The organism is Pseudomonas sp. fls2-241-TYG-175 (assembly GCF_030209155.1).
Lineage (GTDB): Bacteria > Pseudomonadota > Gammaproteobacteria > Pseudomonadales > Pseudomonadaceae > Aquipseudomonas > Aquipseudomonas viridiflava.
This window is the reverse complement of sequence record NZ_JARVSO010000047.1, coordinates 1-24,269: the sequence shown is the minus strand read 5'-3', so window position 1 is coordinate 24,269 and position 24,269 is coordinate 1. Positions and strand designations below refer to the sequence as shown.

At 59.4% G+C, this 24,269-nt stretch carries 20 protein-coding genes; 2 read left to right on the top strand and 18 right to left on the bottom strand.

The features are described from left to right. Positions 1 to 45: 45 nt before the first annotated feature. The 16 genes from ssuE to QRN20_RS24440 all read right to left on the bottom strand — a co-directional run bounded on the left by ssuE (position 46) and on the right by QRN20_RS24440 (position 18,644). A complete protein-coding gene (ssuE, locus tag QRN20_RS24515; protein ID WP_058432097.1) occupies positions 46 to 627 on the bottom strand; it encodes an NADPH-dependent FMN reductase in 582 nt (193 codons plus the stop codon). A 472-nt stretch (positions 628 to 1,099) separates the two neighbouring features. Continuing rightward, positions 1,100 to 2,188, bottom strand: coding sequence for a polysaccharide biosynthesis/export family protein (locus QRN20_RS24510; RefSeq protein ID WP_029241269.1), 1,089 nt, complete (start codon positions 2,186 to 2,188; stop codon positions 1,100 to 1,102). 163 nt (positions 2,189 to 2,351) lie between these two features. Next, positions 2,352 to 3,761, bottom strand: coding sequence for an undecaprenyl-phosphate glucose phosphotransferase (locus tag QRN20_RS24505; protein ID WP_069144392.1), 1,410 nt, complete (start codon positions 3,759 to 3,761; stop codon positions 2,352 to 2,354). Positions 3,762 to 3,773: 12 nt separating this feature from the next. Beyond that, on the bottom strand, positions 3,774 to 4,994 hold the full coding sequence (locus QRN20_RS24500) for a glycosyltransferase family 4 protein (protein ID WP_285361431.1): 1,221 nt from the start codon (positions 4,992 to 4,994) through the stop codon (positions 3,774 to 3,776). A gap of 73 nt (positions 4,995 to 5,067) precedes the next feature. Next, positions 5,068 to 6,183 carry a glycosyltransferase family 4 protein gene (locus tag QRN20_RS24495; RefSeq protein WP_285361430.1) on the bottom strand — a complete coding sequence of 372 codons (1,116 nt, stop codon included), beginning with the start codon at positions 6,181 to 6,183 and terminating at the stop codon, positions 5,068 to 5,070. Between the two features lie 18 nt (positions 6,184 to 6,201). Further along, positions 6,202 to 7,578 carry a hypothetical protein gene (locus QRN20_RS24490; protein ID WP_240994891.1) on the bottom strand — a complete coding sequence of 459 codons (1,377 nt, stop codon included), beginning with the start codon at positions 7,576 to 7,578 and terminating at the stop codon, positions 6,202 to 6,204. Positions 7,579 to 7,666: 88 nt separating this feature from the next. Next, on the bottom strand, positions 7,667 to 8,917 hold the full coding sequence (locus QRN20_RS24485) for a glycosyltransferase family 4 protein (protein WP_122413307.1): 1,251 nt from the start codon (positions 8,915 to 8,917) through the stop codon (positions 7,667 to 7,669). After that, the gene (locus tag QRN20_RS24480; protein WP_122435479.1) at positions 8,914 to 9,915 is read right to left on the bottom strand and encodes a glycosyltransferase; all 1,002 of its coding nucleotides are present in this window, start codon (positions 9,913 to 9,915) and stop codon (positions 8,914 to 8,916) included. The genes QRN20_RS24485 and QRN20_RS24480 overlap by 4 nt, the downstream gene beginning before the upstream one ends. A 310-nt stretch (positions 9,916 to 10,225) precedes the next feature. Beyond that, positions 10,226 to 10,738, bottom strand: a complete 513-nt coding sequence (rfaH, locus tag QRN20_RS24475) for a transcription/translation regulatory transformer protein RfaH (protein WP_069144386.1) — start codon at positions 10,736 to 10,738, stop codon at positions 10,226 to 10,228. Positions 10,739 to 10,743: 5 nt separating this feature from the next. After that, on the bottom strand, positions 10,744 to 11,532 hold the full coding sequence (locus tag QRN20_RS24470; RefSeq protein WP_004887095.1) for a WbqC family protein: 789 nt from the start codon (positions 11,530 to 11,532) through the stop codon (positions 10,744 to 10,746). Between the two features lie 44 nt (positions 11,533 to 11,576). Then, entirely contained in the window at positions 11,577 to 13,793 is a 2,217-nt protein-coding gene (locus tag QRN20_RS24465; RefSeq protein ID WP_025994709.1) for a polysaccharide biosynthesis tyrosine autokinase, read from the bottom strand. Next, positions 13,794 to 14,246, bottom strand: coding sequence for a low molecular weight protein-tyrosine-phosphatase (locus QRN20_RS24460; protein WP_004887099.1), 453 nt, complete (start codon positions 14,244 to 14,246; stop codon positions 13,794 to 13,796). Beyond that, the gene (locus QRN20_RS24455; protein ID WP_058432104.1) at positions 14,236 to 15,177 is read right to left on the bottom strand and encodes a glycosyltransferase family 2 protein; all 942 of its coding nucleotides are present in this window, start codon (positions 15,175 to 15,177) and stop codon (positions 14,236 to 14,238) included. Before QRN20_RS24455 ends, QRN20_RS24460 begins: the two co-directional genes overlap by 11 nt. A gap of 3 nt (positions 15,178 to 15,180) precedes the next feature. Then, entirely contained in the window at positions 15,181 to 16,695 is a 1,515-nt protein-coding gene (locus tag QRN20_RS24450) for a lipopolysaccharide biosynthesis protein (protein ID WP_043304504.1), read from the bottom strand. A gap of 5 nt (positions 16,696 to 16,700) precedes the next feature. After that, a complete protein-coding gene (locus QRN20_RS24445; protein WP_088235513.1) occupies positions 16,701 to 17,822 on the bottom strand; it encodes a DegT/DnrJ/EryC1/StrS family aminotransferase in 1,122 nt (373 codons plus the stop codon). A gap of 45 nt (positions 17,823 to 17,867) precedes the next feature. Then, the gene (locus tag QRN20_RS24440; RefSeq protein ID WP_241004913.1) at positions 17,868 to 18,644 is read right to left on the bottom strand and encodes a hypothetical protein; all 777 of its coding nucleotides are present in this window, start codon (positions 18,642 to 18,644) and stop codon (positions 17,868 to 17,870) included. A gap of 990 nt (positions 18,645 to 19,634) precedes the next feature. On the opposite strand from QRN20_RS24440, the gene QRN20_RS24435 reads away from it, so the two are divergent. Both QRN20_RS24435 and QRN20_RS24430 read left to right on the top strand, forming a co-directional pair. Next, positions 19,635 to 20,813 carry a cysteine desulfurase family protein gene (locus tag QRN20_RS24435; RefSeq protein ID WP_285361429.1) on the top strand — a complete coding sequence of 393 codons (1,179 nt, stop codon included), beginning with the start codon at positions 19,635 to 19,637 and terminating at the stop codon, positions 20,811 to 20,813. Between the two features lie 57 nt (positions 20,814 to 20,870). Further along, complete coding sequence (locus QRN20_RS24430) at positions 20,871 to 22,679, top strand: aminopeptidase P family protein (protein WP_058432109.1); 1,809 nt, start codon at positions 20,871 to 20,873, stop codon at positions 22,677 to 22,679. Between the two features lie 24 nt (positions 22,680 to 22,703). Here the strand turns inward: QRN20_RS24430 and QRN20_RS24425 are convergent, their stop codons facing one another. Both QRN20_RS24425 and rhtA read right to left on the bottom strand, forming a co-directional pair. Next, entirely contained in the window at positions 22,704 to 23,018 is a 315-nt protein-coding gene (locus QRN20_RS24425; protein WP_004887113.1) for a hypothetical protein, read from the bottom strand. A gap of 173 nt (positions 23,019 to 23,191) precedes the next feature. Next, positions 23,192 to 24,079, bottom strand: coding sequence for a threonine/homoserine exporter RhtA (gene rhtA / locus QRN20_RS24420; RefSeq protein WP_043304550.1), 888 nt, complete (start codon positions 24,077 to 24,079; stop codon positions 23,192 to 23,194). Positions 24,080 to 24,269: the final 190 nt, after the last annotated feature.

Sequence of the window (24,269 nt, the reverse complement as noted above, 5' to 3'; positions counted from 1 at the left end):
CCTCCCAGAGTCCTGCGTTGTGCTGCGAGAGAAAAAATCAGCCAATCACAACGCCAGCTGCAAATGCCCACCCGCCGCCTTGTGCCGTGCCTGAAGCCGGTGTTGCAGGCTCAGGTAAAAGTGTTCGAGCCCTTCGTTCAGCCGCTCGGTGAGGACTTCGTCCAGCGTGCCGCCTTCCTCGGTGTCGCCATAAGTGATCTGGGTATCGATGGCGAAGATGCCGTGCAGCACTTCCTGGGATTTAAGTGCTGACAGCACAGGCTTCAAGGCGTAATCCACCGCCAGCATGTGCGCGATGCTGCCGCCGGTTGCCAGTGGCAAGACCACCTTGCCGTGCAAGGCGCGCTCGGGCAGAAGGTCGAGCAGGGTTTTCAGCGCGCCGGAAAACGAGGCCTTGTAGACCGGCGTGCCGATCAGCAGACCGTCGGCCTGCCGGACCGCTTCGACAAATTCCAGTACTTGCGGACTGTCGAATTTCGCGAACAGCAAATCTTCGGCGTTGAAGTCACGAATGCGCAACGTGGTCACACCGACGCCGTGGCTTTGCAACCAGCGGCCAGCGTGAGCCAGCACAACGCCTGAACGGGATTTTGGGGAGGGACTGCCTGACAGTGAAACAACGAGCATGCGGGAATTCCTTGCTATAAGCGTAAGGCTGTAAAGCAGCTTGTGTGCCAGCGCGCTGTGCAGTGGCTTATGCCCCTGAAACGCTGGGCCGATGGTCTTTTCCCCTTGAAAGCGCCCCGTGCACTGGCTGCTGAAAAGCCGGGCAACTGTTGAACAGCTGTTGCGCCAGCAACACTTAAGGTGACTTGAACTCAGTGCCTGGATTCACTGAATCCGCAGTCTGTGACATGTGTGACGCGGAGCGTCACGGGCTGCATGCCGACGCAGAGCATCGGCACGATCAGGTCGCAGGCCATTGATGATCGTTCCCACGCTCCTGCGTGGTAACGCCGCCCAGGACGCTCCGCGTCCGCTTTGGAACATCCACGCAGAGCATCGGCACGATCGGTGTCATCACTACAAAAAGCCAAACTGCAGGCAAAAAAATCCCTGCAACCGAAGTGGCAGGGATAAGGTTCAAACGTCGAGCGGATCAGTTACGGAAGGCGGCCCCGGTCTGTACCACGCTGGCCGAGCCGAGCAGTTGGCTGATGAAGCGGCTCCACCGCGTGATGTTGGCCGGGCCTACGAACACCACATCCTGGGCCTTGAGTTCGAACTGTCCGGCCAGCAGGTAGGCCGTAGGCTTCTTGGCGTTCAGGTGATACACGGTGGACGGTGCATTGGCGAAGTTCTCTGCGCCGCGGATCACATACACCGCGTCGCCATCGGCGCTGTCCGGACTCAGGCCGCCGGAATTGCCCAGCGCCTCGAGCAGGGTCACGTTGGTGGTGGCAAACGAAATCACCTGCGGATTACGCACTTCACCCAACACATAGATCTTGTTCTTGGAGGCGCTGTTGAGGTGCAGGTAGTCGCCATCCTTGAGGAAGACCTTACTGAGTTGCGAGCCTTTGCGGTTCAGCGAGTCGATGTCGATCATGTAATCACGGCCATCACGGCGCAGCGTCAGGCCTGCCAGGTTGGCGTCGGTCAGGTCGATGCCTGCGACGCTGATGGCCTGCACCAGGCTCAAAGGAATGTTGGTGATCGACTGCGGGCCAGGGCTTTTGAACGAGCCGGACAGCAGCACGCGCTGGCTGTTGTAGCGCAGCACTTTTACGTCGACCTTGACCTCGGTGTACTGCGGCGCAAGGCCCATGCGCAGTTGTTCCCGAATCTGGCTGACGGTCCTGCCGCCCGCGCGGATCCTGCCGACGTACGGGAAAAACAGTGTGCCGTCGCTCAGCACCTCGCGGGTGTTGGCGTCCAGTTGGTCCTGCGAACCGGGCGCGGTCAGCTCGGGGTGTTCGAAGACGGTCACCAGCAGCGTATCGCCAGGCCCGACAATGTATTCCGGGGTCTTGTAGTTCAACAATTCGGCAGGTAAAGCCTTGGCGTCCGTAGCGGTGTTCTGCTGCTGTTGCTGCAGGGTTTTCGGGCTGATATCGACCAGTTGCGCCTTGGGTTCGTCCGGGTCGCTGGTGGTGACATCGCCAGGTGTCATGTGTTGGCCGGGAGCGAATACGCACCCCTGCAGGATCAGGGAGGAGAGCAGCAGGACAGCCAGGCTTCGATTCATGGGTGTGTTCCTTCGTGACGGTGCGCCTTGCACCTGAATGATTTCGTTACGTCCATTTCCACTACCGGCAGCAGCACCGGTCCACGTCGTGATCGTTTTTAGCGCGCGCACATACCTCCCTCCGGGCAAAGGCTGCCGGAGCCGTCGTCTAGTCAATGGAATGTCAGAAGGCGTTCTTGTTGAAGAAGCCCTTGAACAGCGTCAGCAGAATGATTTTCAGGTCCAGCCAGATTGACCAGTGCTCGATGTATTCCAGATCGAACTCGACCCGTTTGCGCATCTTGTCCAGCGTGTCGGTTTCGCCACGCCAGCCGTTGATCTGCGCCCAGCCGGTGATGCCCGGTTTGACCTTGTGGCGCAACATGTAGCCGCTGACCTGCCTGCGGTATTGCTCGTTGTGGGCCACGGCATGCGGACGCGGGCCGACGATGGACATGTCGCCGCGCAGCACATTGAAAAACTGCGGCAGTTCATCCAGCGACGTGCGGCGCAGGAACGCGCCCAGCGGCGTGATTCGTGTGTCATTGCGTGTGGCCTGGCGCACCACGTCGCCATTTTCCTGCACGTTCATGCTGCGGAATTTCCAGACCATGATGGGGCGGCCGTCCAGCCCGTAACGGCGCTGGCGAAACAGCACCGGGCCTTTCGACGTCAGCTTGATGGCCAGGGCGATCAACAACAGTGGAATCGCGATCAGCACCAGAATCAGGCTGGACAGCAGGATGTCTTCGGCACGCTTGACCACGCTCCAGGCGCCATCCATGGGCGAGTCGAAAATGCTGATGCTGGCCAGCCCGTTGATGCTTTCGCTGCGGGCATGCAACAGCTCGAACATGAACACGTCCGGTATCAGATACACAGAGGCGGTGGTGTCACTAAGGCCGGTGATCAGCTCGCGCAGGTGCGGTTCGGCACTGAACGCCAGGGTGATGTACACCTTGTCGATCCGGCCCTGACGGGCGTCCTCGACCAGTTGCTCGAGATCGCCGAGCACCGGCACACGTCTGCCAGTGGCACTCAGGTTCATCTGCTGCGGATTCGAGTCGTAGAAGCCCAGCAGATTCAGGCCCATCCAGGGTGCGCTGGATATCGACTGGGCCAGCCGCTCACCGACCTGGCCGGTGCCGACAATTGCCACGCGCCTAGTGTTGAAACCATGACGTCGCAGGCTGTGCAACAGCAGGCGGATCAGCAGGCGATAACCACACAGGATCGCCAGCACCAGCGCGAACCAGGTCATCTGCCCGTCATCCGGCAGGTTGTCCCGGTTGAGCAGCAGATAATCCACCGACAACAGACTGATGAAGGTCAGCGCCCAGTAATTGAACACCTTGGTCAGCTCGCGCAGGATGCGCTCGCCGCGCCAGGAGCCGTAAAGCTGGTGGTACTCGCCGACCCAATGAAACACCAGTACAGCCAGAATGATATGCAGCCAGGCCTCGGTGCTGTCGATCATTGCCAGCCGGCTTTGCCAGTACCCGATCAGTACGATGACTGCCAGATCCAGCAGGCGGTGGGCGACCGACAGCGCTGACTGATGGGCATGCAGAATGCCGCGAACGGAGGTGCGCATGACGGTGCTCGCTCAAACGGATTTGATGGGAACGACTCGGGACGGCAACTCGCTGGCAAGACTCTGCGAGGTCTGGGGTGTCCAGGGCTGCGCAGGCAGGCGGGACAGGTGTGCGGCGGCCAGGTGGTCGTCGACGAAGGCTTTGACTTCCTGCTCGAAGCGGGCAATCGAGAACCGCTCGGCGTTGGCGCGACAGGCCTGTACGGTGATTCGCGCCTGCGCGCTTTCGAACTCGTTGACTGCTGCGATCAGTGATTCAACCGTCTGCTGCGGATAGAACACCCCGGTAGGATGTGGATGGTCCAGCCCGCGAACGGTCTCCAGTGCACCGCCCTTGCCGAAGGCGATCACCGGTGTGCCGCAGGCCTGGGCTTCCACCGGACTGATGCCGAAATCCTCTTCGGCAGCGAACACGAAGGCTTTGGCGGTGCGCATGTGCTCGATCAGGACGCTCGCCGGCTGGAAACCCATCAGCGTGATGTTGGGCGCGCGGCTCGCGATGGCCTGCGCCTTGGCCAGGTCAGGCCCGTCGCCGATCATGATCAGACGTTTGTCCTGCATGGCAGCGAAGGCTTCGACAATCATCGGCATGCGCTTGTAGGGCACCATGCGCGAGGCGGTGAAATAGAAGTCGCTGCGCGTGCCGTTGGCAGTGAACCCGAGCGTATCGACCGGTGGATAGATGACCGTCGATTCGCGTCGATACGCCTTGCAGATGCGTGCGCCGATAAAACCGGAGTTGGCAATGAACGCGTCCACACCGGCCGAGGTGCGCTGGTCCCACAGGCGGATGTAATGCAGTATCAGCCGCGCCAGCCGGCCCTTGATACCGGTGTTCAACCCCGCTTCGCGCAGGTACTGGTGTTGCAGGTCCCAGGCATAACGAATCGGTGAGTGGATGTAACTGATGTGCAATTGATCCGGGCCGCTCAACACGCCTTTGGCCACGGCGTGGCTGCTGCTGATGATCAGGTCGTAACCGGACAGGTCCAGTTGCTCGATGGCCAGCGGCATCAGGGGCAGATAGCGCTGGTAGCGTTTTCTGGCGTTTGGCAGGTTCTGGATGAACGTGGTGGTGGCGACCTTGCCGTGCAGGTGAGCGCGGTCCTCATCACTCAGAAAATCGATCACGGCAAACAGATCGGCTTCGGGCCAGATATTGATCAGTGAAGCCAGCACACGCTCGGCACCGGCGTAGGTCACCAGCCAGTCGTGGACGATCGCAATTCTCATGGGGATTCCTTGCTGTATTCGCTCGCTCTACTGCAGGCGCGACAGGGCGCGTCTTGACGTTGCTGTTATTGGTTCAGGGTTTGCTTGAAGAGGATTCGGGACTGATGCGCTGTTTGCCGAGCAGCGCCGGTTCAGGTTCCAGCAGGGCATCGATGCGCTGGGAAAGGCGGTGCGCGGACAATTCCCAGGAAAAGCGTTTCACGTTGTTCAGCCCGTGCAGGCGCAACGCATCGCGCAGCGGGGCGTCAACCAGTACCCGGTGCATGGCCGCCGCCATGTGGCTGACGTCCAGCGGATCGAAATACAGGGCACTGGCCTGCAGCACTTCCGGAATCGAGGCAGCGTTGGCCGCCAGTACCGGACAGCCACACGCCTGGGCTTCGAGCGGCGGGATGCCGAACCCTTCGTACAAGGACGGAAATACAAATGCGGTCGCACCCTGATACTGCTCGATCAGTTCGGCGTCGCTGAGCCGCCCCAGAAACCGAATGCGTGGATCACGGCAGGCCAGGCGTTGCAGGTTGGGGTCGGCGAAGATGCCGGTGGCGGCGCCCACAATGTGCAACTGCAAGTCGTTGTGATCCCGCAGGCTGAGAAAGGCCTGGATCATGCGGTTGAAGTTCTTGTGCGCGGCGGGCGAGGACACCGCCAGCAGGTATTTCGGGGCATCGGGCTGCACGGGGCGTGGCCGGAAGCTGTCGCTCACCGCTGCCGGCACGATCAGCACCCTGTGTTCGGGGAACCCGTAAAACTGCGAGATCTCGCCTCTGGAGAAACTGCTGCTGGTCACCAGGGTCTTGATGCGCGATAGCAGGATCGGGGTGATGGTGCGGTAGGCCAGTCGGAAAAGCCGGGTATAGCTCTGCGGAAAACGTACGTAATTGATGTCGTGGTGGGTGGCGATCTGGTTGCGGTAGAACATCGGGCCGGTGCTGCTGATGGAGATCAGCAGCGGATTTTTCTGCCGCCGCAGGTACAGCGGCAGGTCGATCTGCTCCCAGAGATGACCCTTGTTATGACCGATGCACTGTACGTTCAGCGCTTTGGCACTTTCATGCAGTTTGATGCCGTGAGGCGCGACGAACACCAGATCGCTGCGCAGCTTTTTCAGCGCCATGCAGATCTGCTCGGCATAACGCTGAACGCCACTGACGTCCTGGGTGAGAAACCGTGAATTGATAAAGATCATCTCAAGCATCCTGCAAGGTCATGGTGATGTAGGGTGAATGCGGGTGCTTTTTTGGAGGCCGTGAGACCTCCGATCCCGTTCTTGTTGGGCGAACAGCGCAGGCCTCATGCCCAGGCTGATGATTTTTGGAAATTCGTCGATCCGGACCTGGGCCGAACAGCGGGCTTCGGTGCAGTTCCAGGGCGTCTCGGTCTCGAAGCGGCCCTTTTCCGGCCGACCGCTGTCGATCATTTCAACGTTGCCGCGCTGCACGCTGCTGGCTTCGACATGGGTCAGGCGCGCCGCGCCGGTGGTCCAGGCCACCAGAATCTGCTCCTGCCCGCGGGTAAACCTGAGCAGGTAAGTCGAATCCATTTCCTGGCTTCTCTCGGCGTCGTATCGGTAATCCAGCAAGGTCTTACTGATGGCCTGGAGCGTCGCGTAGGCAGGCTTCACACTCAGGTCTTTCCTGAGCAGGCCGAAGTTTTGCTGCGGGTCGTCACTGTCAGCGCCGCTGTCGATCAGTCCGTGCCACCAAAGCCCCTTGATGTCCGGCAGCGTTCGGACGAGGAAAAAGCTGCGGGCCAGAAAGGCGGCCTGGTGCTGTTCGCTGACGCTGCATTCACTGGTGCCGGTCGGCCAGCCCATCTCGGTCAGGTAAAGCGGCACCGGTCGGGTCGCCAGCGCGCGCAGGTCGGCATCGATCCAGCGCAGCCAGGCAATCCAGCGCTCGGGTGTGTGGCGCTGTTCGGTCCGGCAATGCACATAGGGATGCAAGGACAGCCCATCCACCTGATTGAGCAGGCCGTTCTGGATCAGTCGCTCGGCGAACCCCAGTTCCATCCCCAGGCTGGTGACGGCACCCGCCAGAATCGTGACCGGCTTTTTCTGTGCTCTGATGCGCGCCACGGTTTCCTCGACCAGCGTGCTGTAGTCCTTCGCCGCCCAGGCATCGACAGGGTTTTCCCGGTCCCACTCGTTCCAGATTTCGTAAAGATCGACCCGGTTGGCCAGCTCCTGTGTGACGAAACTCACGTAGTTGCCGAATGCCTGGCGCACGACGGGATGACGCGGTTTTGCGTGGTTGTCATAAAAGGGGTTGCCGTAACCCAGCATCAGCAGCGGCCTCAAGTGATGCTGGCGAACCCTGTTCAGGTAGGCCTGCCAGAGCGGATCGATGCGCAGAAAGCCGCGCCTGGGTTCGACATGGGTCCAGTACGCACTGTCGCGTACCGAGTTGACGCCTGCACGCTCCAGCAAATCGAGCGCCTGCGTCGGCAGGCTATCGCTGCTCATCAGTTGCGTGTCGACGCCGATGATGAATTGTTCCTCGCCCGTGGCGAAAAGGCTGGTGAACAGCCCCAGCAGAAAGACCGTCAATGATCGTCGTCGACGGGGTGCGGGTGGCTTTGACATATCTTGTCTCAGTCGGGAAGCACGCTGCGCCGCAGGGTCTGGCGGAGCACGTGCCGATGAAGGTCACTGCGCCGGGAATGGCCCGACCCTAGACAGGGTTGTACTGACGCTGGTCGGGCGTTGTGATGCTGTCCAGCACGGTCTGGGCAAAGAGCGTCTCGTACTGGTCCAGCATCAGGTCCAGATTCAGCAGCGACGCGACGCTGTTGCGCGCCTGGGCACTGAGGCGCGCCAGCAGGCTGGGCTGCTGGTGCAGCTTGAGCATCGCCAGCCCCAGCGAATCGGGATCGTCCGGGCTGCACAACAGACCGTTGAGCTGGTCCTGGATGATTTCCTTCAATCCACCCATGCGGCTGGCGATGACCGGACGGGAATAGGCGCAGGCCTCCACCGCCACCATGCCGAAAGGCTCGTTCCAGATGGACGGCACCACCGCCACGTCGATCTGGTTGTAGAACGTTTCGGGCTTCTGATAACCGACAAAACTGATGTTCGGTGAGGTCACCATGGCCTTGAAGCGTTTCTCATCGTTGATCTGCCCGCGTCCGGCGATCTGCAGCGTCGCGTTGAATGGCAGATGCTGAAACTGATCGATCAGCCAGCCCACGCCCTTGGAGTCCGACAGGGTGCCCAGATAGCCGAAGCGCAATGGCGCGTTGGTCGGCTCTGCCGTTTGCGGATCAATAATGCGCTGCTGTGGCAGGGCCATCGGGATGGGACTTGCGTTGTGCACCACGTAGCCTTTGGCGCCCTTGAAATAACCTTGGGCCTGCAAGGTGTCGAGCATGTACTGGCTGACGCCTACCACCGTGCTGACCTGGGCTGAACGCTCGTCATGGCCCTTGCGAAACTGCTTGCACATCACGCATTGGCGCTGGCAGCTGTGGCCTTTCTTGAACATGGTGCTGCTGGGGCAGAGCAGATAGAGGTCGTGAAGCACCTGAACGATGGGGCGGCCTGACGCAGTGATTTCATCCCATGCCGAGACCGACCAGCCGGTCAGGTTATGGCACACCACCAGGTCCGGCTGCTCCATCTCCATCACCTGACTGACGTACTCGCGCATGCCCACGTTGTAGCGGTCACGCAGGTGCCAGCCGAGTCGGATCAGGCGGCCGGGCCGCTGCGCCGTGAAATGCCAGTACAGGTTATGCAGACCGGCGCGATAGACCTTGATCTGGTTGACCGCCGTCATGTGCAATCCCGGCTGATCGGTGGTGGCCAGTACGGCGACGCTATGGCCGCGTTTCTGCAGGCCTTCTACGGTGCGCTGCAAAATGATTTCCGCGCCGCCGCCGATGTCGGGTGCGTAGAGGCTGCTGATAAAGAGAATTTTCATAGAGGATATGACCTGTTGAGGCCCAGCACGCCAGCCTCGCCATCGCTGATGGCCTGCTCGATCAGGCTCAGACGCTGTCCGGCATCACAACGCCTGGCGATCACGCGCAGCAGGCAGAAAAACACCCAGCGGTTGAGTCGGTAGAGCAGAGGGGACGACGCCCAGACGTTTTTATCGAACCAGGCCTGGTTGCGTGCGCCGTAATAAGCGCGCAGATCCGAGCCGGCCAGCAAATAGTTTTCGTAGACATTGCGGGTGCGCGCCTTGATGTTCCAGGAGTCTTCCAGGTCATCGAGCAGCGCCTCGGGCACCAGATAAATCCGCCCGCCACCGGCGGTGATCCGCCAGGTGTATTCACTGTCATCGGCATAGAGCTTCAGCGCTTCCAGCGGCAGGCCGATCTTGATGTAAAGGCTGCGATGGGCCAGCAATCCACCATAGGTGGCAAAGGGCAACTGAACGGTCTGCGGCACAGTGTGATCGGCCGCAGGCTTGCCCCAGGGCAGACGGCGCCAGATCTTGTATGGCAGTTGGGCGATGTGAAAACCGAAGAAGCTGGACCTCAGTTGAACCGCGAATCGTCGGGGTACGCCTGCTGCGATGTCAGCCTGATGCGTGGGACGAAACCCGAGCACCGCCGTCTTGTCCCTGCCATCGATGGCTCCTCGCTGGTGGAGATGATGGTGAAGCACTTCGATGGCGTTGATGGTAGGTGCGTTGTCGTCATCCATCAGCCAGATGTATTCGGCCCCGGCATCCAGCGCGGCCTGGATGCCGACCGAATAACCGTGTGCCGAACCGGTGTTGTGTTCCAGCCGGATGACTTCGACCTGACCGGGCCACTTGCTGCTCAGATTCTGCAGCGGCGCGACCGAAGCGTTACTGACGATGATGACCCGCTCGATCAGCGGGCTTTCCAGCGAACGGCTGACCAGCGTGTGCAGATAGTTGAAACGATCACCATAGGTGAGCGTCACCAGGGTGGTCCGGTGGGTCATGGTCTGTTTCCGGTGTTGGCGTGAAGGGGACTGTCGATGGTCGTGGTGTGAGTGGCTGGCAGGTACGCGCTTATTGAATGACGGCGATCTCATGTGAGACGCGCCACCACGTCTTCGACGTAGCGCTGTCCAGTGTGGGAGGCGGCTTGCCGGCGATTCGGTCGACGCGGTATGTCAGGAAAAACATGTCATCGTTCATCGTCGGCAAGCCGCCTCCCACAAAAAGCCTGTTCACTCAGCAGATCACGTGTTGTTGATAGAGGCGATGTCTGTTGCCAGACCTGGTGTTACTGCTGCACTGCGCGAACGCTCAAACCCGCGCTTCCATCCGTGCCAGGCTGCTGATCGGCAGGACGACTTTCTGCTGACGTTGCAGCATGTTGAGCAGGATCACGGCGCGTTCGGTGCCGTCGGTGGCCAGGAAGATGGCTTCGACGTCGCAAAAACCCCCCGCCTTGATCAGCACGGGCTCGCCCTGGGTAAACACCATTCTTGGCGCCGGTGCAGACAACCGCTGGCGGATCTGCTCGATCAGCTCGTCACGCACCGGCACCGGGTGTCCGCCGAAGGTGACGATGCGTGCCACTCCACGTGTCGAGCGGATCGGGTACCAGTTGTCATGCACCTGATCCATGCGGATGAACAGGTAGCCCGGGAACAGTTCCTCTTCGACCGAAGTCCGGTTGCTGCGCTTTCTTTCCCCCGACTTGAGTGGCCGGTAGCACTCGAAATGCTGGCGCTGCAGGTGCTCTTCGGCACGGGCTTCCTGGCGGGGTTTGGTCTGGATCAGATACCAGCGGGCGGGACGTTCGGATAAGGACATGGGACTCACTCCGCTGCCAGTTGCGAGGAAGGGGCAAGTGTCGGGTCCTGACCGATCCGCACGAACGGATCGTTGGCAACCTGCAGATCGTGGGTCGTGCACTGGCTCAGCAGCGCCTGCACCTGTTCCAGACTGTTGAACATCAGCACGTCAATGATCGACAGGTCACTGACGAAGGGCTGGCCCAGTTGCGGGTACGTGACGGGACGCATGGAGAAAAAGCGCAGCAGCAGACCGTTGCGGGCAAAGCGGTCGCGGTCGTAAAGCTGCATGCCGCCCAGCGGGTTGAGCACCGAGGTGGCGGACAGCGCGTGTGCCACCCGGATCACCCGATCCTGCCTGTCGGTGCATTGGTTGATCTTCAGATCGGAGCCGCGAATGATCGGCGTATCGATCTGCAGATAAGCGCACAGCTCACGCAAGGTGTTTTCCGCATACAGCGCCAGGTTGTATTGCGGATGGCGGATCAGTCGCTCCAGCAACGGCATCACCTGCGCAAAGTACGGCGCCCGGCGATAGTTCTGAGCGATGACATTGATCAGCCGACTGGCTTCGTCGGAAAAATTGTCGATCAGGCTGCGCTGCATGATGGGCAGCTCGAAGTGATCCTTCTTCAGCGGGAAGGTGATCAGTCGGGCCTGGCCGTTGCTCAGGATCCGGTTGCGATTTACCCAGCCCGCCCGGATGTACTGCAGGTCGTCGCCCAGGACGAAGACATCAGCGGCTGCGATCAACTGGAAGTAGCCCAGATAGGGAAACAGGTAGGGCTGCATCATTGCTACGGTTCTGGCCATGGTTAATTCCTTTTAGGGCTTGAAGAGAGCGTTATCCGGGGCGTTCATTTGTTGACGGGGTGGTAGTTGTAGCCATACGCCGCGCAGTCGTAGTCCGAGGTGGTTGCCTTGCGGACTACGGCGTTGAAGATGGCGCCTTTGATCAGAATGCCGTTCTGGCCGAGCCGGCGTTTGCAGGCCTCGATTTCCTTGAGCGTGGTGATGCCGAAGCGTGCGACCAGCAGGCAGGTGCCCGCCTGACGGCCGACCAGCGTGGCATCGGTTACCGCGAGGATGGGCGGGGTGTCCACCAGGATCAGGTCGTACAACGGCGACAGCTCGGTGAGCATCTTGTTGAAGTTGTCGTGCATCAGCAGTTCGGAAGGGTTGGGCGCCGCGAAGCCGCAGGAGATAAAGTCCAGATGGCGAATCTGGGTGTGATTGATCACCTCGGTGCATTTCAATCGGGCAGCCAGGGTGTCGGACAGACCGTGTTTGGGTTGCAGGCCGAAGATCCGGTGCAGGTAGCCCTTGCGCATGTCGGCGTCGATGAGCAGTACGCGTTTGCCGGTCTGGGCAATGATCGCTGCCAGGTTGCTGGACACGAACGACTTGCCCGCGCCGGGCGACGGGCTGGAAATCATCAGCACGTTGTTGCGCGCTTCGAGCATCGCGAAATGCAGGCTGGTGCGCAGGCTGCGCAAAGACTCGATAGCCAGTTCATTGGGCGCCGCAATGCTCAGCAGCTTTGATTCCTTGGGCGCGCCGCCGCCCTTGGTGGTTTTCTCCAGACGGTCCTGCTGGCGAGAGTAGGGCAGCGACGCATACACCGGCATGCCGCTGTTTTCGATGACCTCGGCGCTTTCCACGCCGCGGTAGAAGGCCTGGCGAACAAAGATGATGGTCACCGCTACCAGTGCCCCGACCAGCGTGGCCAGCAGCACAACCAGGGTTTTCATCGGCTTGACCGGCCGTTCGACGTTGGTATCGGCGTTGTCGATCACCCGCACGTTACCGATGCTTCCTGCGCGCAGAATGTCCTGCTCCTGGCTCTTGTTGAGCATCAGGGTGTAGGTCTGGCTGGTGACCTGCATGTCGCGGGTCAGACGCAGCAGTTCCTGTTGCGTCATCGGCAGGGCCTCGATCTTCTTCAGCAAGCCCTGTTTCTGCTGTTCAAGCTGGCTCATCTGACTCATCAGACTGCGATAGGTCGGGTGTTCCTGGGTGTACAGGCGTTCGATCTCGACGCGCTTGAGCTTGAGTTCCGACAGCATCGAGTCCAGCTTGACCACCTGATCCAGCACGCCTTTGGTCTCGATGCTCAGGTCCACCGATTTGGCACTGGTCTGAAAGTTGTTCAGGGCCACTTCGGACTCTTCCAGCTGCTTGCGCACCATGGGCAGTTGCGAGCGCAGGAACTGCAGGCGCTGTGCGGCTTCGGCAGAGCTGCGCTCAACGTTCTGGCGCACATAGAGGTGGCTGACCTCGTCCAGAATCTTGTTGGCCTTGTCGGCGTCCTGATCCTCGATGGACAGGTAAATGATCCCCGAATCCTTGCCTGCTTCGGTGATCTTCAGGCGATTCTGGTAGATCAGTGCCGAGGTCAGGGTTCGCTGGCGCGAAATGGTGAATTCGGTGCCAGGGTGCGCATGCAAGGCAGCGACCTGAATCTTCACGCCGTTACCCTCGACGATCCGGTTGATGGCGCCACTGAGCAACAGGTTGTGATCGCTGTCATACAGCGAAAACTGGCCGGGGTTGCCTGCCACCAGCGTCAGCTTTTCGCCCAGCAGGGCTTCGGGGACTTCCAGCTGGAAGACATCGATTTTCTCGCCGCCCCAGGCGTACTGGGTCAGGCCGAACAGCGGCTCGGCCAGCGCACCTTCGTATTCAGGCTTGAACGTGCGATAGAGATAGGGACCGATGACCGGAAAGAAATCGGGCGTCTGGACCAGATTCAGTTTCAGGTCGTCCACCACCTTGCCAAGCAGGGCGCGGGATTTGATCAGCTCGATTTCCGTGGTGGCCTGGGAGACCGACGACGGCTTGTTGTTGACCTCGGGTGTGCCCTCGATGCCGACTTTCTTCGGCTCGATCTGAATCATCGCGCTGGCCTGGAACACCGGCGTGGCGAGAATCGCATATGCAAGCCCGGCCAGGAAAAACAGGCTGACAGTCCAGATGATCAAGGCCTTGTGATCGAACAACATGCGCAAGATAGTTGCCAGATCGATCCGGGTGTCCTGGTAGTAGTCCAGGGAGGGACGGTTCATGACGGTCATTTATCTTGTTTCTCCTGACTGAAGATGGGGGAGCCAGTCATCGATGCATCGCGAGAGATGCTGATAGGTCTGTTCAAAGGCTGACTTGGGTCGTCGATACGGGTCTGCTATTTCCAGCGTGTGCTGCCATTTGCCGAGCAGGAAGGTTCTGCCGCGCACTTCCGGCGCCAGCTTGAGAATTCGCGAAAAATGCGCCTGCTCCATGAGCAGGATCAGGTCCGCCTGATGCAGCAGATGCCGGTTGACCTGTCGCGCCTCATGGCGGCGGGTCGGCACCTGATGCGATTGCAGGACGGCCTTGGCCAGCGGATCCATGGCCGAGCCGGACAGGGCGGCAATGCCTGCCGACTGAATGCGCACTTCCGGGTCTGCCAGGCGGTGACGCAACAGCGCGACAGCCATCGGGCTGCGGCAGATGTTACCAACGCACACCACCAGCACGTTACTGAACATGGGCTTTGCCGGTGCCGGACCAGAGTCGTTTGCTCAGGTTGACGGCAAAGTTGCGCGCCACCATCAACAGCGTCTGCAGCTTATGGCGCGGCTCCAGCGCCGACAGCGACAGGCAGACCGTCTGCATCAGGAAGTATTCGTACAGTGCCTGGTTACCCAGGCGGTTGTAGTAGTTGGCCAGGCTCGAGCAGGTCTGCAGACTCATGTGCAACTTGCGTTTGTCGCTGCGCATCGAGAACACGCCGCCCGGATGCAATCGGTAAGCAGCCGGCTTGATCTCGGCGATGAACTTGCCCTTGCCGTAGGCACCCAGCAGCGACCACCAGCACAGGTCGTTCAACGGCGCGATGCGAATGTGCAGTTCGGGCGGCATGGCGCTGAACACGTTGCGAAAGCAGGTGGTCAGGGTCGAAATGCGGCGCGCCTTCTGCAGTTCCAGGCTGGTGGCGTCGGCGCGCAGATCACCTTGCAACTGAATGCCGTACTGGCCGTTCTCGTCGAATGCGAACGCGTCGTGGTAGGTAATGACGTAGTCGGGATGACTCTCAAGAAAGTCCACCTGCAGTTGCAGCTTGCGCGGGTCGGTCCAGTAGTCGTCGGCCTCGCAGTAGGCGATGTAACGCCCACGCGCCTTGGCGAACAGATTCGGCACGCAGGGAATGCCCTGGCTGTACTGGTTGGTCTGCTGATAGAAGGCCCGGATGATCGTCGGGTGGCGTTCGGTGTACTGCGCAATGATACGGGCCGTGCCGTCGGTGGACGCATCGTCGTGGACCAGAATCTCGTAGCTGAACGAGGTTTGCTGGGACAGAAAGCCATCCAGCGTCTGGGCGATGAACGCTTCCTGATTGTAGGCCGGGCAAACGATACTCAGCAGCGGCGGCTGGTGCTCCGGACGCGTCGTGCCGGCTTTTTTTGCAGTGACATCCATGGCTCATGTACTCGGTTTGCTGAACAAGATGTAGATCTTCAATGCCAGTGGCTTGTAGCTCGCGGCGACCAGCGCAAGGGTGATGAAGCCGCTCGCCGCCAGGGCCAGAAACAGGCTGGTGCGGCTCTGACCGGCGATCAGGTCGAACACCGGCTGGCTGATGAAAAGGCCCGCTGCGGTCATCACACTGATGCGCAGGATGTCGCGCAGCCACTGACCATGAATGCCCGGTGCGAGACGTTGGTGGACGATCATCGGCCAGATGGCGAACGACGCTGCACGCAGAAAGAACCAGGCCAGCGCCGCGCCGTATACGCCTTGAAAGTGAATGGCCAGAAACAGGGTCGGAACGGTGATGACGGCTGAAATGACGCTGTACCAGAGATGCAGGTGCATCTGGCCGTAGGCGTACTGCAGATAGAACTGAAACGCGCTGGCCGCCATGATCGCGCTGCCCAGCGCGTACCAACTCAGGATCGGCCGGCTCCAGCGCGCGGCGTCTGCATCGCCTGTCCAGGCGAGCACCAGCGGTTCGGCATGCAGCGCAATGACTGCCGCCAGTGGAAACAGAAAGGTGCAGACGAAACGGTGGGCCGCCAGAAAAAGGGCGTGCATGTCGTCGCGTCTGCCTTCGGCCATCAGTACGGTCAGGCGCGGCAGCAGGGTCTGCACCAGCGGGTTGGTCAGCATCATGATGCCGGTGGTCATCAACGCCACGAGCGAGAAATAACCGTACTGGTCCAGCGGCAGCAGGCTGGACAGCAACGCCTTGTCCATCTGGGTCAGCACGATCCACAACACCGCGCTGAGCGACATGCTCGCCGCGAAGGGCAGGATCGGCCTGACCCGTTGCCAGTCGAAACCGTTGGACCAGTGTGCAACCGGCATTTGCTGCCAGGCCCGCGTCGCAAAGATCAAGGCTTCGATCAGCCCCACGACGACCTGAAACTCGAAGAAGTCCTGCGGGTCCTGCGAGAACTGGCTGACCAGCACCAGGCCGCCAAAATAGCGCAGGGTGGCAATCAATACGTTGACCGCATTCAGCCAGGCATGCTGCTCAAGGCCCTGGATACCGCTTTTGTACAGGGTCGAATACAGCCGCAGCGCAATCACCACGCCCATCAGGCCGATGCAGTTGATCAGCGTCTGTGGTTGCAGCGTATTGGCGTTGAGCCAGTGGGTCGCAATCCACGAGCTGGCCAGGTAGATCGTCGTGCAACTGATGATCGCCATCGGCAGGAACATCAGCTCGAAGGAACGCAGCAGACGGCCCGCCGCATGTTCACTGGCAGGCGCTCCCTGTCCATGAGCCACGGCACGCACCAGGCTGGGTGACAATCCTGCGTCGAGCAGTTGCAGCCATGCCTGCAGCACGGTAAAGAACCCGATCAGTCCATAGACTTCAGCGCCAAGATGGCCGAGGTAGAAGGGCAGGATCAGAATTCCGACCAGCAGGACGTAGGCCTGACCGACGTAGTTCAGGGCGGTGTTGCGAATCACGGACCGTTTGCTGGACATGTCTATCAAATGACCTGGGCAATGACAGGGCTTTGGTAACTCAGGCGGTCCAGGCTGCAGGATTCAAGCAGGGTCTGGATGATCCGGTCCTGGTCGTCCTTGAGCAGGCCGGGATAGATCGGCAGGCACAACACGCGCTCACTCAACGCGCGAGAGACGGGCTGCCCTGGCTGCGGTTGCAGGTACTCGAGGGTGTCGAGCGACGGATAGAAGTAGCGCCGAGGGTTGATCTCGCGCAGGTTGAGCGCCGACCGCACCTCCAGCAGCGCCTGTTCGTCACGCAAACCTATCGGGTAATAGCTGTGGTTCAGCTCGCTGTCGGCCTGCGGCTCCTGCAGGTCCAGATAGTTTTCCAGTCGCGAGGTATAGCGATGGGCAATTTCGGCTCGTTCTTCGAGGATGTTCTCGATGTTGTCCAGAATGCACAGCCCCATGGCCGCCGAGAACTCGTTGAGCTTGGCGTTGATGCCGATGCCGTCGATCTTGTCGACGTCGGCAATACCGAAATTGCACAGCAGGCACGCGCGTCTGGCCAGTTCGTCATCATTGGTGATGATCGCGCCGCCTTCGATCGTGTGGAACAGCTTGGTCGCATGAAAACTGAGCGTGCTGATATCACCCCGGTTGAGCACTGACTGACCGGCGTGACGTACGGCAAACGCATGGGCGCCGTCATACACAACCTTGAGTTTGTGCCTGCGTGCGATCTCCTCGATTGCGTCCACCGCGCACGGATTACCGAACACATGTGTGCCGACGATTGCGGTGGTGTCTTCTTCGATACGGCTTTCGATGTGCCGGGGCGAGATGTTCCAGGTGGCGGGATCGATATCGGCAAAGATCGGCCGTATGCCTTCCCACTGCAACGAACTGCTGGTCGCCACGAAGCTGAACGGCGTCGTCACTGCACTGCCACTCAGGCCCAACGCGCGGTACGCCACCTGCAGGGCGAGCGTGCCGTTATTGGTTAGGATGATGTGCCGGACCCCCAGGTATTCCTTGAGCCTGCTTTCAAGCTCGCCGGCCAGCGGACCGTGATTGGTCAGCCAGCCGCGTGCATAGATCCCCTCGACATACCGCTTGAACTTGTCGATATCACCAAGGTAAGTCTTGGTCACGTTAATCATCGAAGCCTCCATGTTCCTGTGTATCACTGTGTAGCGAGGGTTGATTCAGAGCATTGGCGATTGCCGTGTATCGGTTTCCGGAGGCGAAATGCCGGTCTGCGCGCTGACGCGTGCAGCCCGTTGCTGGGTATGGTCGAGAATCAGGCGGGTCACCCGGCTGCCACTGTGTGGGTCACCGAAATGGAAGATCGCCGTCGCACGTTTAAGACCCGGGCCGCAGGCCTGATTGGCGTGCAGCGTGCGATAACCCCAGAACAGGTAGATATCGCCGGGTTGCAGTTTCAATACCTTGGGCTTGAGCCATTCGTGCCTGATCGCAACCCGCATGGCCCAGCGCGTGAGGCGGTTTTGCAGCAGCGACTTCTCGATGATGTTGAGCGCGATGTGTTGGCGGACGTTGCGCAGATTGGGGAACAGCATCAGATCGCCGCACTCCTCTCCCTCGGTCGGGATGTAGATCGGAATCAGTGCGGTCACCAGACTGGCGTCGTAGTGAAAGCAATTGGACTCACGCAACCCCTGTTCGCCCTGAACGCAGCGCAACACAGGAAAGATCTGATCGCTGATGCTTTGCCGGTGTGCGCCATGCTCATAAAGCAGGCCCAGCAGGTGTTTGAATTCAGGCGTCGACCACAGACTGGCCAACAGACTTTCACTCAGTGCAGTTTCACCGTGATAGGCGAAGTACTCACCGGGATGCTGCGAAGCCTGTCGGTCGGTAAAGGCTCTTAACTGCTCAAGGTCGATGTCGTTGAGTACGTTCTTTAATCGTGCGAAACCCTGGGTATCCATGTCTTGGGCCAAGTGTTGAACATGTTGCATATCGAAATCGGGTAGGCAGGGCATTCAGTGGCACCTCGGTTCAGGGGAGGCGGACAACCAAATACATACAACTGGCTGCTGAGTGGAAAAACGGTCTATCGGGCACGCTACCGCCCGAATCATGCGATCCATGCTCTACATCTATCCAACGAATGCCCACGCGACACTTTTTGAACCGACGGCACGTGGCAGATTGCTTCAGGCAATGCTACCGCCACACCGAGCGCGCTCAGTAAATGCGAGGCTTTTATGAGTCAACAGACATCCACCAGCGCCGATAAGGCACTGTGGAAACAACTAACTTCGCGGGCAGAACAACAAATAGCGACAGCTTGACAACATCCAGCGCAGTGCACTGTGGCATTAGCGTACAAACCAGGAGGTGTCTGACAGTGCTATATATTGGTAGCGTCAGCGATTCTGTCAAATTATTTCGTCAGCTTTCTGTTAAATTTTTGATAAATGGTTTCACGCAATTATTAACCCATTGATTTTATTGGGCGTCAAAAAACAAACATTATGCAAAGCCTGTGAATTGACAGTTTTCAGGCGTCTTTACAGTGCGTGATTCCTGTCAACGCAGTGATCGAAGACTGACTCAAATTAATCACTGTTTGCAGTTGTCTCAATTGACGATAAAGCGGGTTTTATTATTGATGTGTGCCTGAAGTGACGGTGAGTGCAGTCAAGTGGGGCGTTTTGCGGGAGTGGAAGATGCGCCTGGGCATGGCGCGCTGCCGAACTTTCTGAAAACCCCGGCAGTATCGGACAGATGGCAGAGCGGCTGTCGCTGGTGGCGACCCTCTATCAATTCTCTGGAACGCAGTCTGCGATGCGTCTTATATTCATAAAAAGAATATATAAATACCATTTGATAATTTTTGGTTCTATGTTGAATCGTGCATGATGGCCTCACAGGCCTGGTTGCGATGACGCTTTAGCGAGTTCGAATATTTCATCGCATAGGCCGCGCCAGTCAGAGGAGCCGTCATGAAAGAGTCAGCCCTGTATTTCGATTACGCCGCCACCACGCCTGTCGACGAGCGCGTCATCAAGGTGATGGTCGAGTGCCTGGGTCTCTCGGGCAATTTCGGGAATCCCGCTTCCAGTTCCCATGGCTTCGGACGGAGTGCTCGCCTTGCTGTTGAGAACGCTCGTCAACAGGTCGCAGGTCTGGTGGGTGCTCAGGCCTCACAGATCATCTGGACCTCCGGAGCGACAGAGTCCAACAATCTGGCCCTGAAGGGTGTCGCTCAGGAACGGGCAGGGCGCCTTGGCAAGCCCGGCGGGCACATCATTACCAGTCAGATCGAACACAAGGCTGTGCTCGATACGGCGCAGCAGCTGCAGGCAGGTGGTTTCACCGTCACGTACCTGGTGCCTGATGCCGATGGTCTGATCAGCGCCGATGCCGTCAGTGCTGCCTTGCGTGAGGACACCTTTCTGGTGTCACTGATGCTGGTCAACAATGAGTTGGGGACGGTCAATGACGTCGCCGAGATCGGTCGGCGGGTTCGCGGACACGGCGCGTTGCTGCATGTCGATGCGGCACAGGGCGCGGGCAAGGTCGCGATTGATCTGAGCAGCCTTGCGGTCGACCTCATGTCATTTTCCGCTCACAAGATCTACGGGCCCAAAGGCATTGGTGCCTTGTACGTCGGCCCCCGCGCGGAGCAGCGAGTTCTGGCGCAGATTCATGGCGGTGGACATGAGTCCGGGTTGCGTTCCGGTACCCTGGCCACCCATCAGATTGCGGGTATGGGCGCTGCGTTTGCATTGGCAGGCGAGACGTTTGGCCAGGAACTCCTCGAAATCGAGCGCCTGAATGGCCTGCTTCTCGAGCAACTGCGTGGCATTCCCGGTCTCTGTATCAATGGCAGTCCTTCAAAAAGGATTGCCCACACGCTGAGCCTCACATTTGGTAACCATGATTTGAATGCCGCTGCACTGGAGCAACACCTCGCGTTCTCTTCAACGTCGGCGTGCAATTCAGCCAAAAATACCCCCTCGCACGTATTGATTGCACTGGGTCTTAGCCCTCAGGCAGCCAGTCAGACAATCCGTCTGAGCATCGGACGCTTTACCCGCGAGCAGGATATCTGCCGTGCTGCCGAGGCGATTCGTGCAAGCGTCATCCAGCCTGCTTTCTGGGCGGTTGCTCACGCTTGAGGAGTGCTCCATTATCTGACGGGTTATAGCAGCCATTTTCGGTCAGCAGGAGAACCAATGAGTACGCAAGCGAGCGCCAGTAACACCGTGGCAGAACGATTGGCGCTAACGCGCGCCTTGATGAGCAGGGAGCGCATCGATGCCTATCTGGTGCCGTCGGCAGACCCTCATCTCTCCGAGTACCTGCCCGGTTACTGGCAAGGGCGCCAGTGGTTGTCGGGTTTTCATGGCTCCGTGGGCACGCTGATCATTACCCAGAGTTTCGCTGGCGTGTGGGCGGACAGTCGCTATTGGGAGCAGGCAACCAAGGAACTGGCCGGCAGTGGCATCGAACTGGTCAAATTGATTCCCGGTCAGCAGGGGCCACTGGAGTGGCTCGCTGATCAGGCGACTGCCGAGACCGTGGTTGCGGTTGACGGTGCTGTGCTGGCGGTGGCGTCTTCACGCACTCTGGCGAGCAAGCTGTATGCGCGCGGTGCCCGGTTGCGGACCGACATCGATCTGCTCATCGAGCTCTGGCAGGATCGCCCGGCGTTGCCGGTCAGCCCGGTCTACGAACATCTGCCGCCCCAGGCATCGGTCTCGCGCCGCGACAAGCTGAATCTGGTTCGCAAGGCGATGAGCGAAAAGGGCGCGGACTGGCATTTCGTTCCGACGCTGGATGACATTGCCTGGCTGTTCAATCTGCGCGGTTCCGACGTTTCGTACAATCCGGTGTTTATCTCATTCACTCTGATTGGCCCGCAAAGCGTCACATTGTTTGTCGACTCGAAGAAAGTGAGCGCCGAGGTCCGTCGGAATCTGGAACTGGATGGCGTCAACCTGATGGAGTACACGCAAATCGGTGCCGCGTTGCGTGAGCTGCCCAAGTCGGCACGGCTGCTGGTCGACCCGGCTCGTGTGACCTGCGGGCTGCTGGATTATCTGGACAGCGAAGTCACCCTGGTCGAAGGGCTGAATCCAAGCACCTTGCTGAAGTCGCAGAAGACCGAGGCCGACACCGGGCATATTCGTCAGGCCATGGAGCAGGATGGAGCAGCGCTCTGTGAGTTCTTCGCCTGGCTGGACAGCGCGCTGGGGCATCAGCCGGTCAGCGAACTGACCATCGATGAGAACCTGACTGCGGCGCGCGAACGCCGTCAGGGTTACATTTCTGCCAGTTTCGCAACCATCGCAGGCTTCAATGCCAATGGCGCCATGCCGCATTACCGTGCCACCGAAGCCGAACACGCGCAGATCGAAGGTGACGGCCTGTTGCTGATCGACTCTGGCGGACAATACCTGGGCGGCACGACAGATATCACCCGTATGGTCGCGATAGGCACGCCCTCCCTCGAGCAGAAGCAGGATTGCGCCCGCGTGCTGAAAGGCGTCATCGCGCTTTCGCGTACACATTTCCCCAAAGGCATTCTTTCGCCTCTGCTGGACGCCATTGCCCGGGCACCCCTCTGGACCGAGGGTGTCAACTACGGCCATGGCACCGGTCATGGAGTCGGCTATTTCCTGAACGTACACGAGGGGCCGCAAGTCATCGCCTATCAGGCACCGGCAACCCCTCAGACGGCCATGCTTGCGGGCATGATCACGTCAATCGAGCCGGGAACCTACAGGCCGGGACGCTGGGGTGTGCGTATCGAGAATCTGGTGATCAACCAGGAAGCGGGGAAGACCGAGTTCGGTGAGTTTCTGAAGTTCGAAACCTTGACCCTTTGCCCGATCGATACGCGGTGCATCGAGCTTTCGATGTTGAGTCTTGAAGAGCGGCAGTGGCTCAATGATTACCACGCGCACGTCAATCAACGTTTAAGCCCGCTGCTTGAAGGCGCTGCGCTGCAGTGGCTGCAGGCGCGAACCGCTGCGATTTGACTAAGGGTGTCGGTTGCCGCGGTCTCAGGACTTCGGCAACTCATTGCTCAGCGACGAGCCTTTTTTACACACGATGATCATGCTGCGACTGGTGTAGCCGGCCGGATTGAGGCCGAACGGGTAATCCTCCGGCTCTGCCTCTGTGTCACCCGACTTGGCGATGACCCTGAATGTCCCTGACTGGCAGGTATTGGTCGCGAGTTCGTAACATTTGGCCCAGGACGATGAAAGCCCGGAGCAGTTGATGTGAATCCCGCGCTTGGTCTGCTTGACGGGTTTCGAGGTTGCCGCACAACCCGCCATGGCCAGAACGGCCACCGCGATAAAGATGAATTTCATTCCTTTCCTTAAGCAAACCATTACTTGAGCGCCTTACGTGCCTGAGTTTCTTATTATGCTTTTCGTAGATGACACACAGACCGAATCTCGAAAATGAGATTGGCTACGGCCTAAACATGGCTCAAGCGCGAGACAATTACCAGTGCCTTGTGACTGGTTCCTGATAAAGACGTTCAGTCCGCGGGCACCAGCTGGGGTTTAGCCGGTGTCGAGCCCAACGTCGCTCCAATCGAGGCGACGATGATTGCGCCGATGGCCAGCCACTGGGTGAGCGACAGATCCTCATGAAGAAAAATCAGCCCTGACAGCGCCGCAAATACCGGCTCCAGACTGGCGAGCGTGCCGAAGGTGCGTGCCGACATCCGGGTCAGTGCAACCATTTCCAGGCTGTAGGGCAGGGCAGTCGAGAGAACCGCGACGCCCAGTGCGGCGGGGATAAGCGAAACATCCAGCAAGGAGGCCCCCGCATGCACCACGCCAATGGGCGCTATGAAGAGGGCTGCGATCGTGACGCCCAACGCTGCGGTCTGAATGCCGTTATCTGCGCCGGCTTTCTGCCCGAACAGGATATAGGCCGCCCAGCAGATGCCTGCTCCCAATGCATAACCTGCTCCCACCAGATCGATACTTGCACTCGATTCTCCTATAGGGATGAGCAGCAGGAGGCCGATCACCGCCAGGGCCACCCAGAGAAAGTCGATTACCTTGCGCGACGCCCACAGAGCCACTGCCAAAGGCCCCGTGAATTCGAGTGCGACGGCGATACCCAGCGGTACGGTCTGCAATGACATATAGAAGAGCATGTTCATGCTGCCCAGCGAAATACCGTAGAGCATTACCGTGCGCAACGACTTCGCCGTCAGACGCGCGCGCCACGGGCGCAGTACTAATAGAAGAATCAGGCTGGCAAAGATAAGGCGCAGCGCGGTTGTTCCTTGGGCGCCGACTACCGGGAAAAGGCTCTTGGCCAGAGATGCGCCGCTCTGGATCGATATCATTGCGATGATCAGCAACCCCAGAGGGAATAAAAGGGGTGCGATGTTGCTGGGTTTGGCAGACATGTCGGTAAAGCGTCCTGTCAGGGCGGTGAAGTGAGGCATGTACATGATGCTGAATAATCGTCTTTTGGGCAATATATTGCGCATCCACGTATTCTCTTCTATATAGCTGTGACGTTGACTATCTATTTTTCGGGGTTTTGAAAATAACGGTTGACGCGCTCGTTGAGGTGTCTATAATTCGCCCCACTTC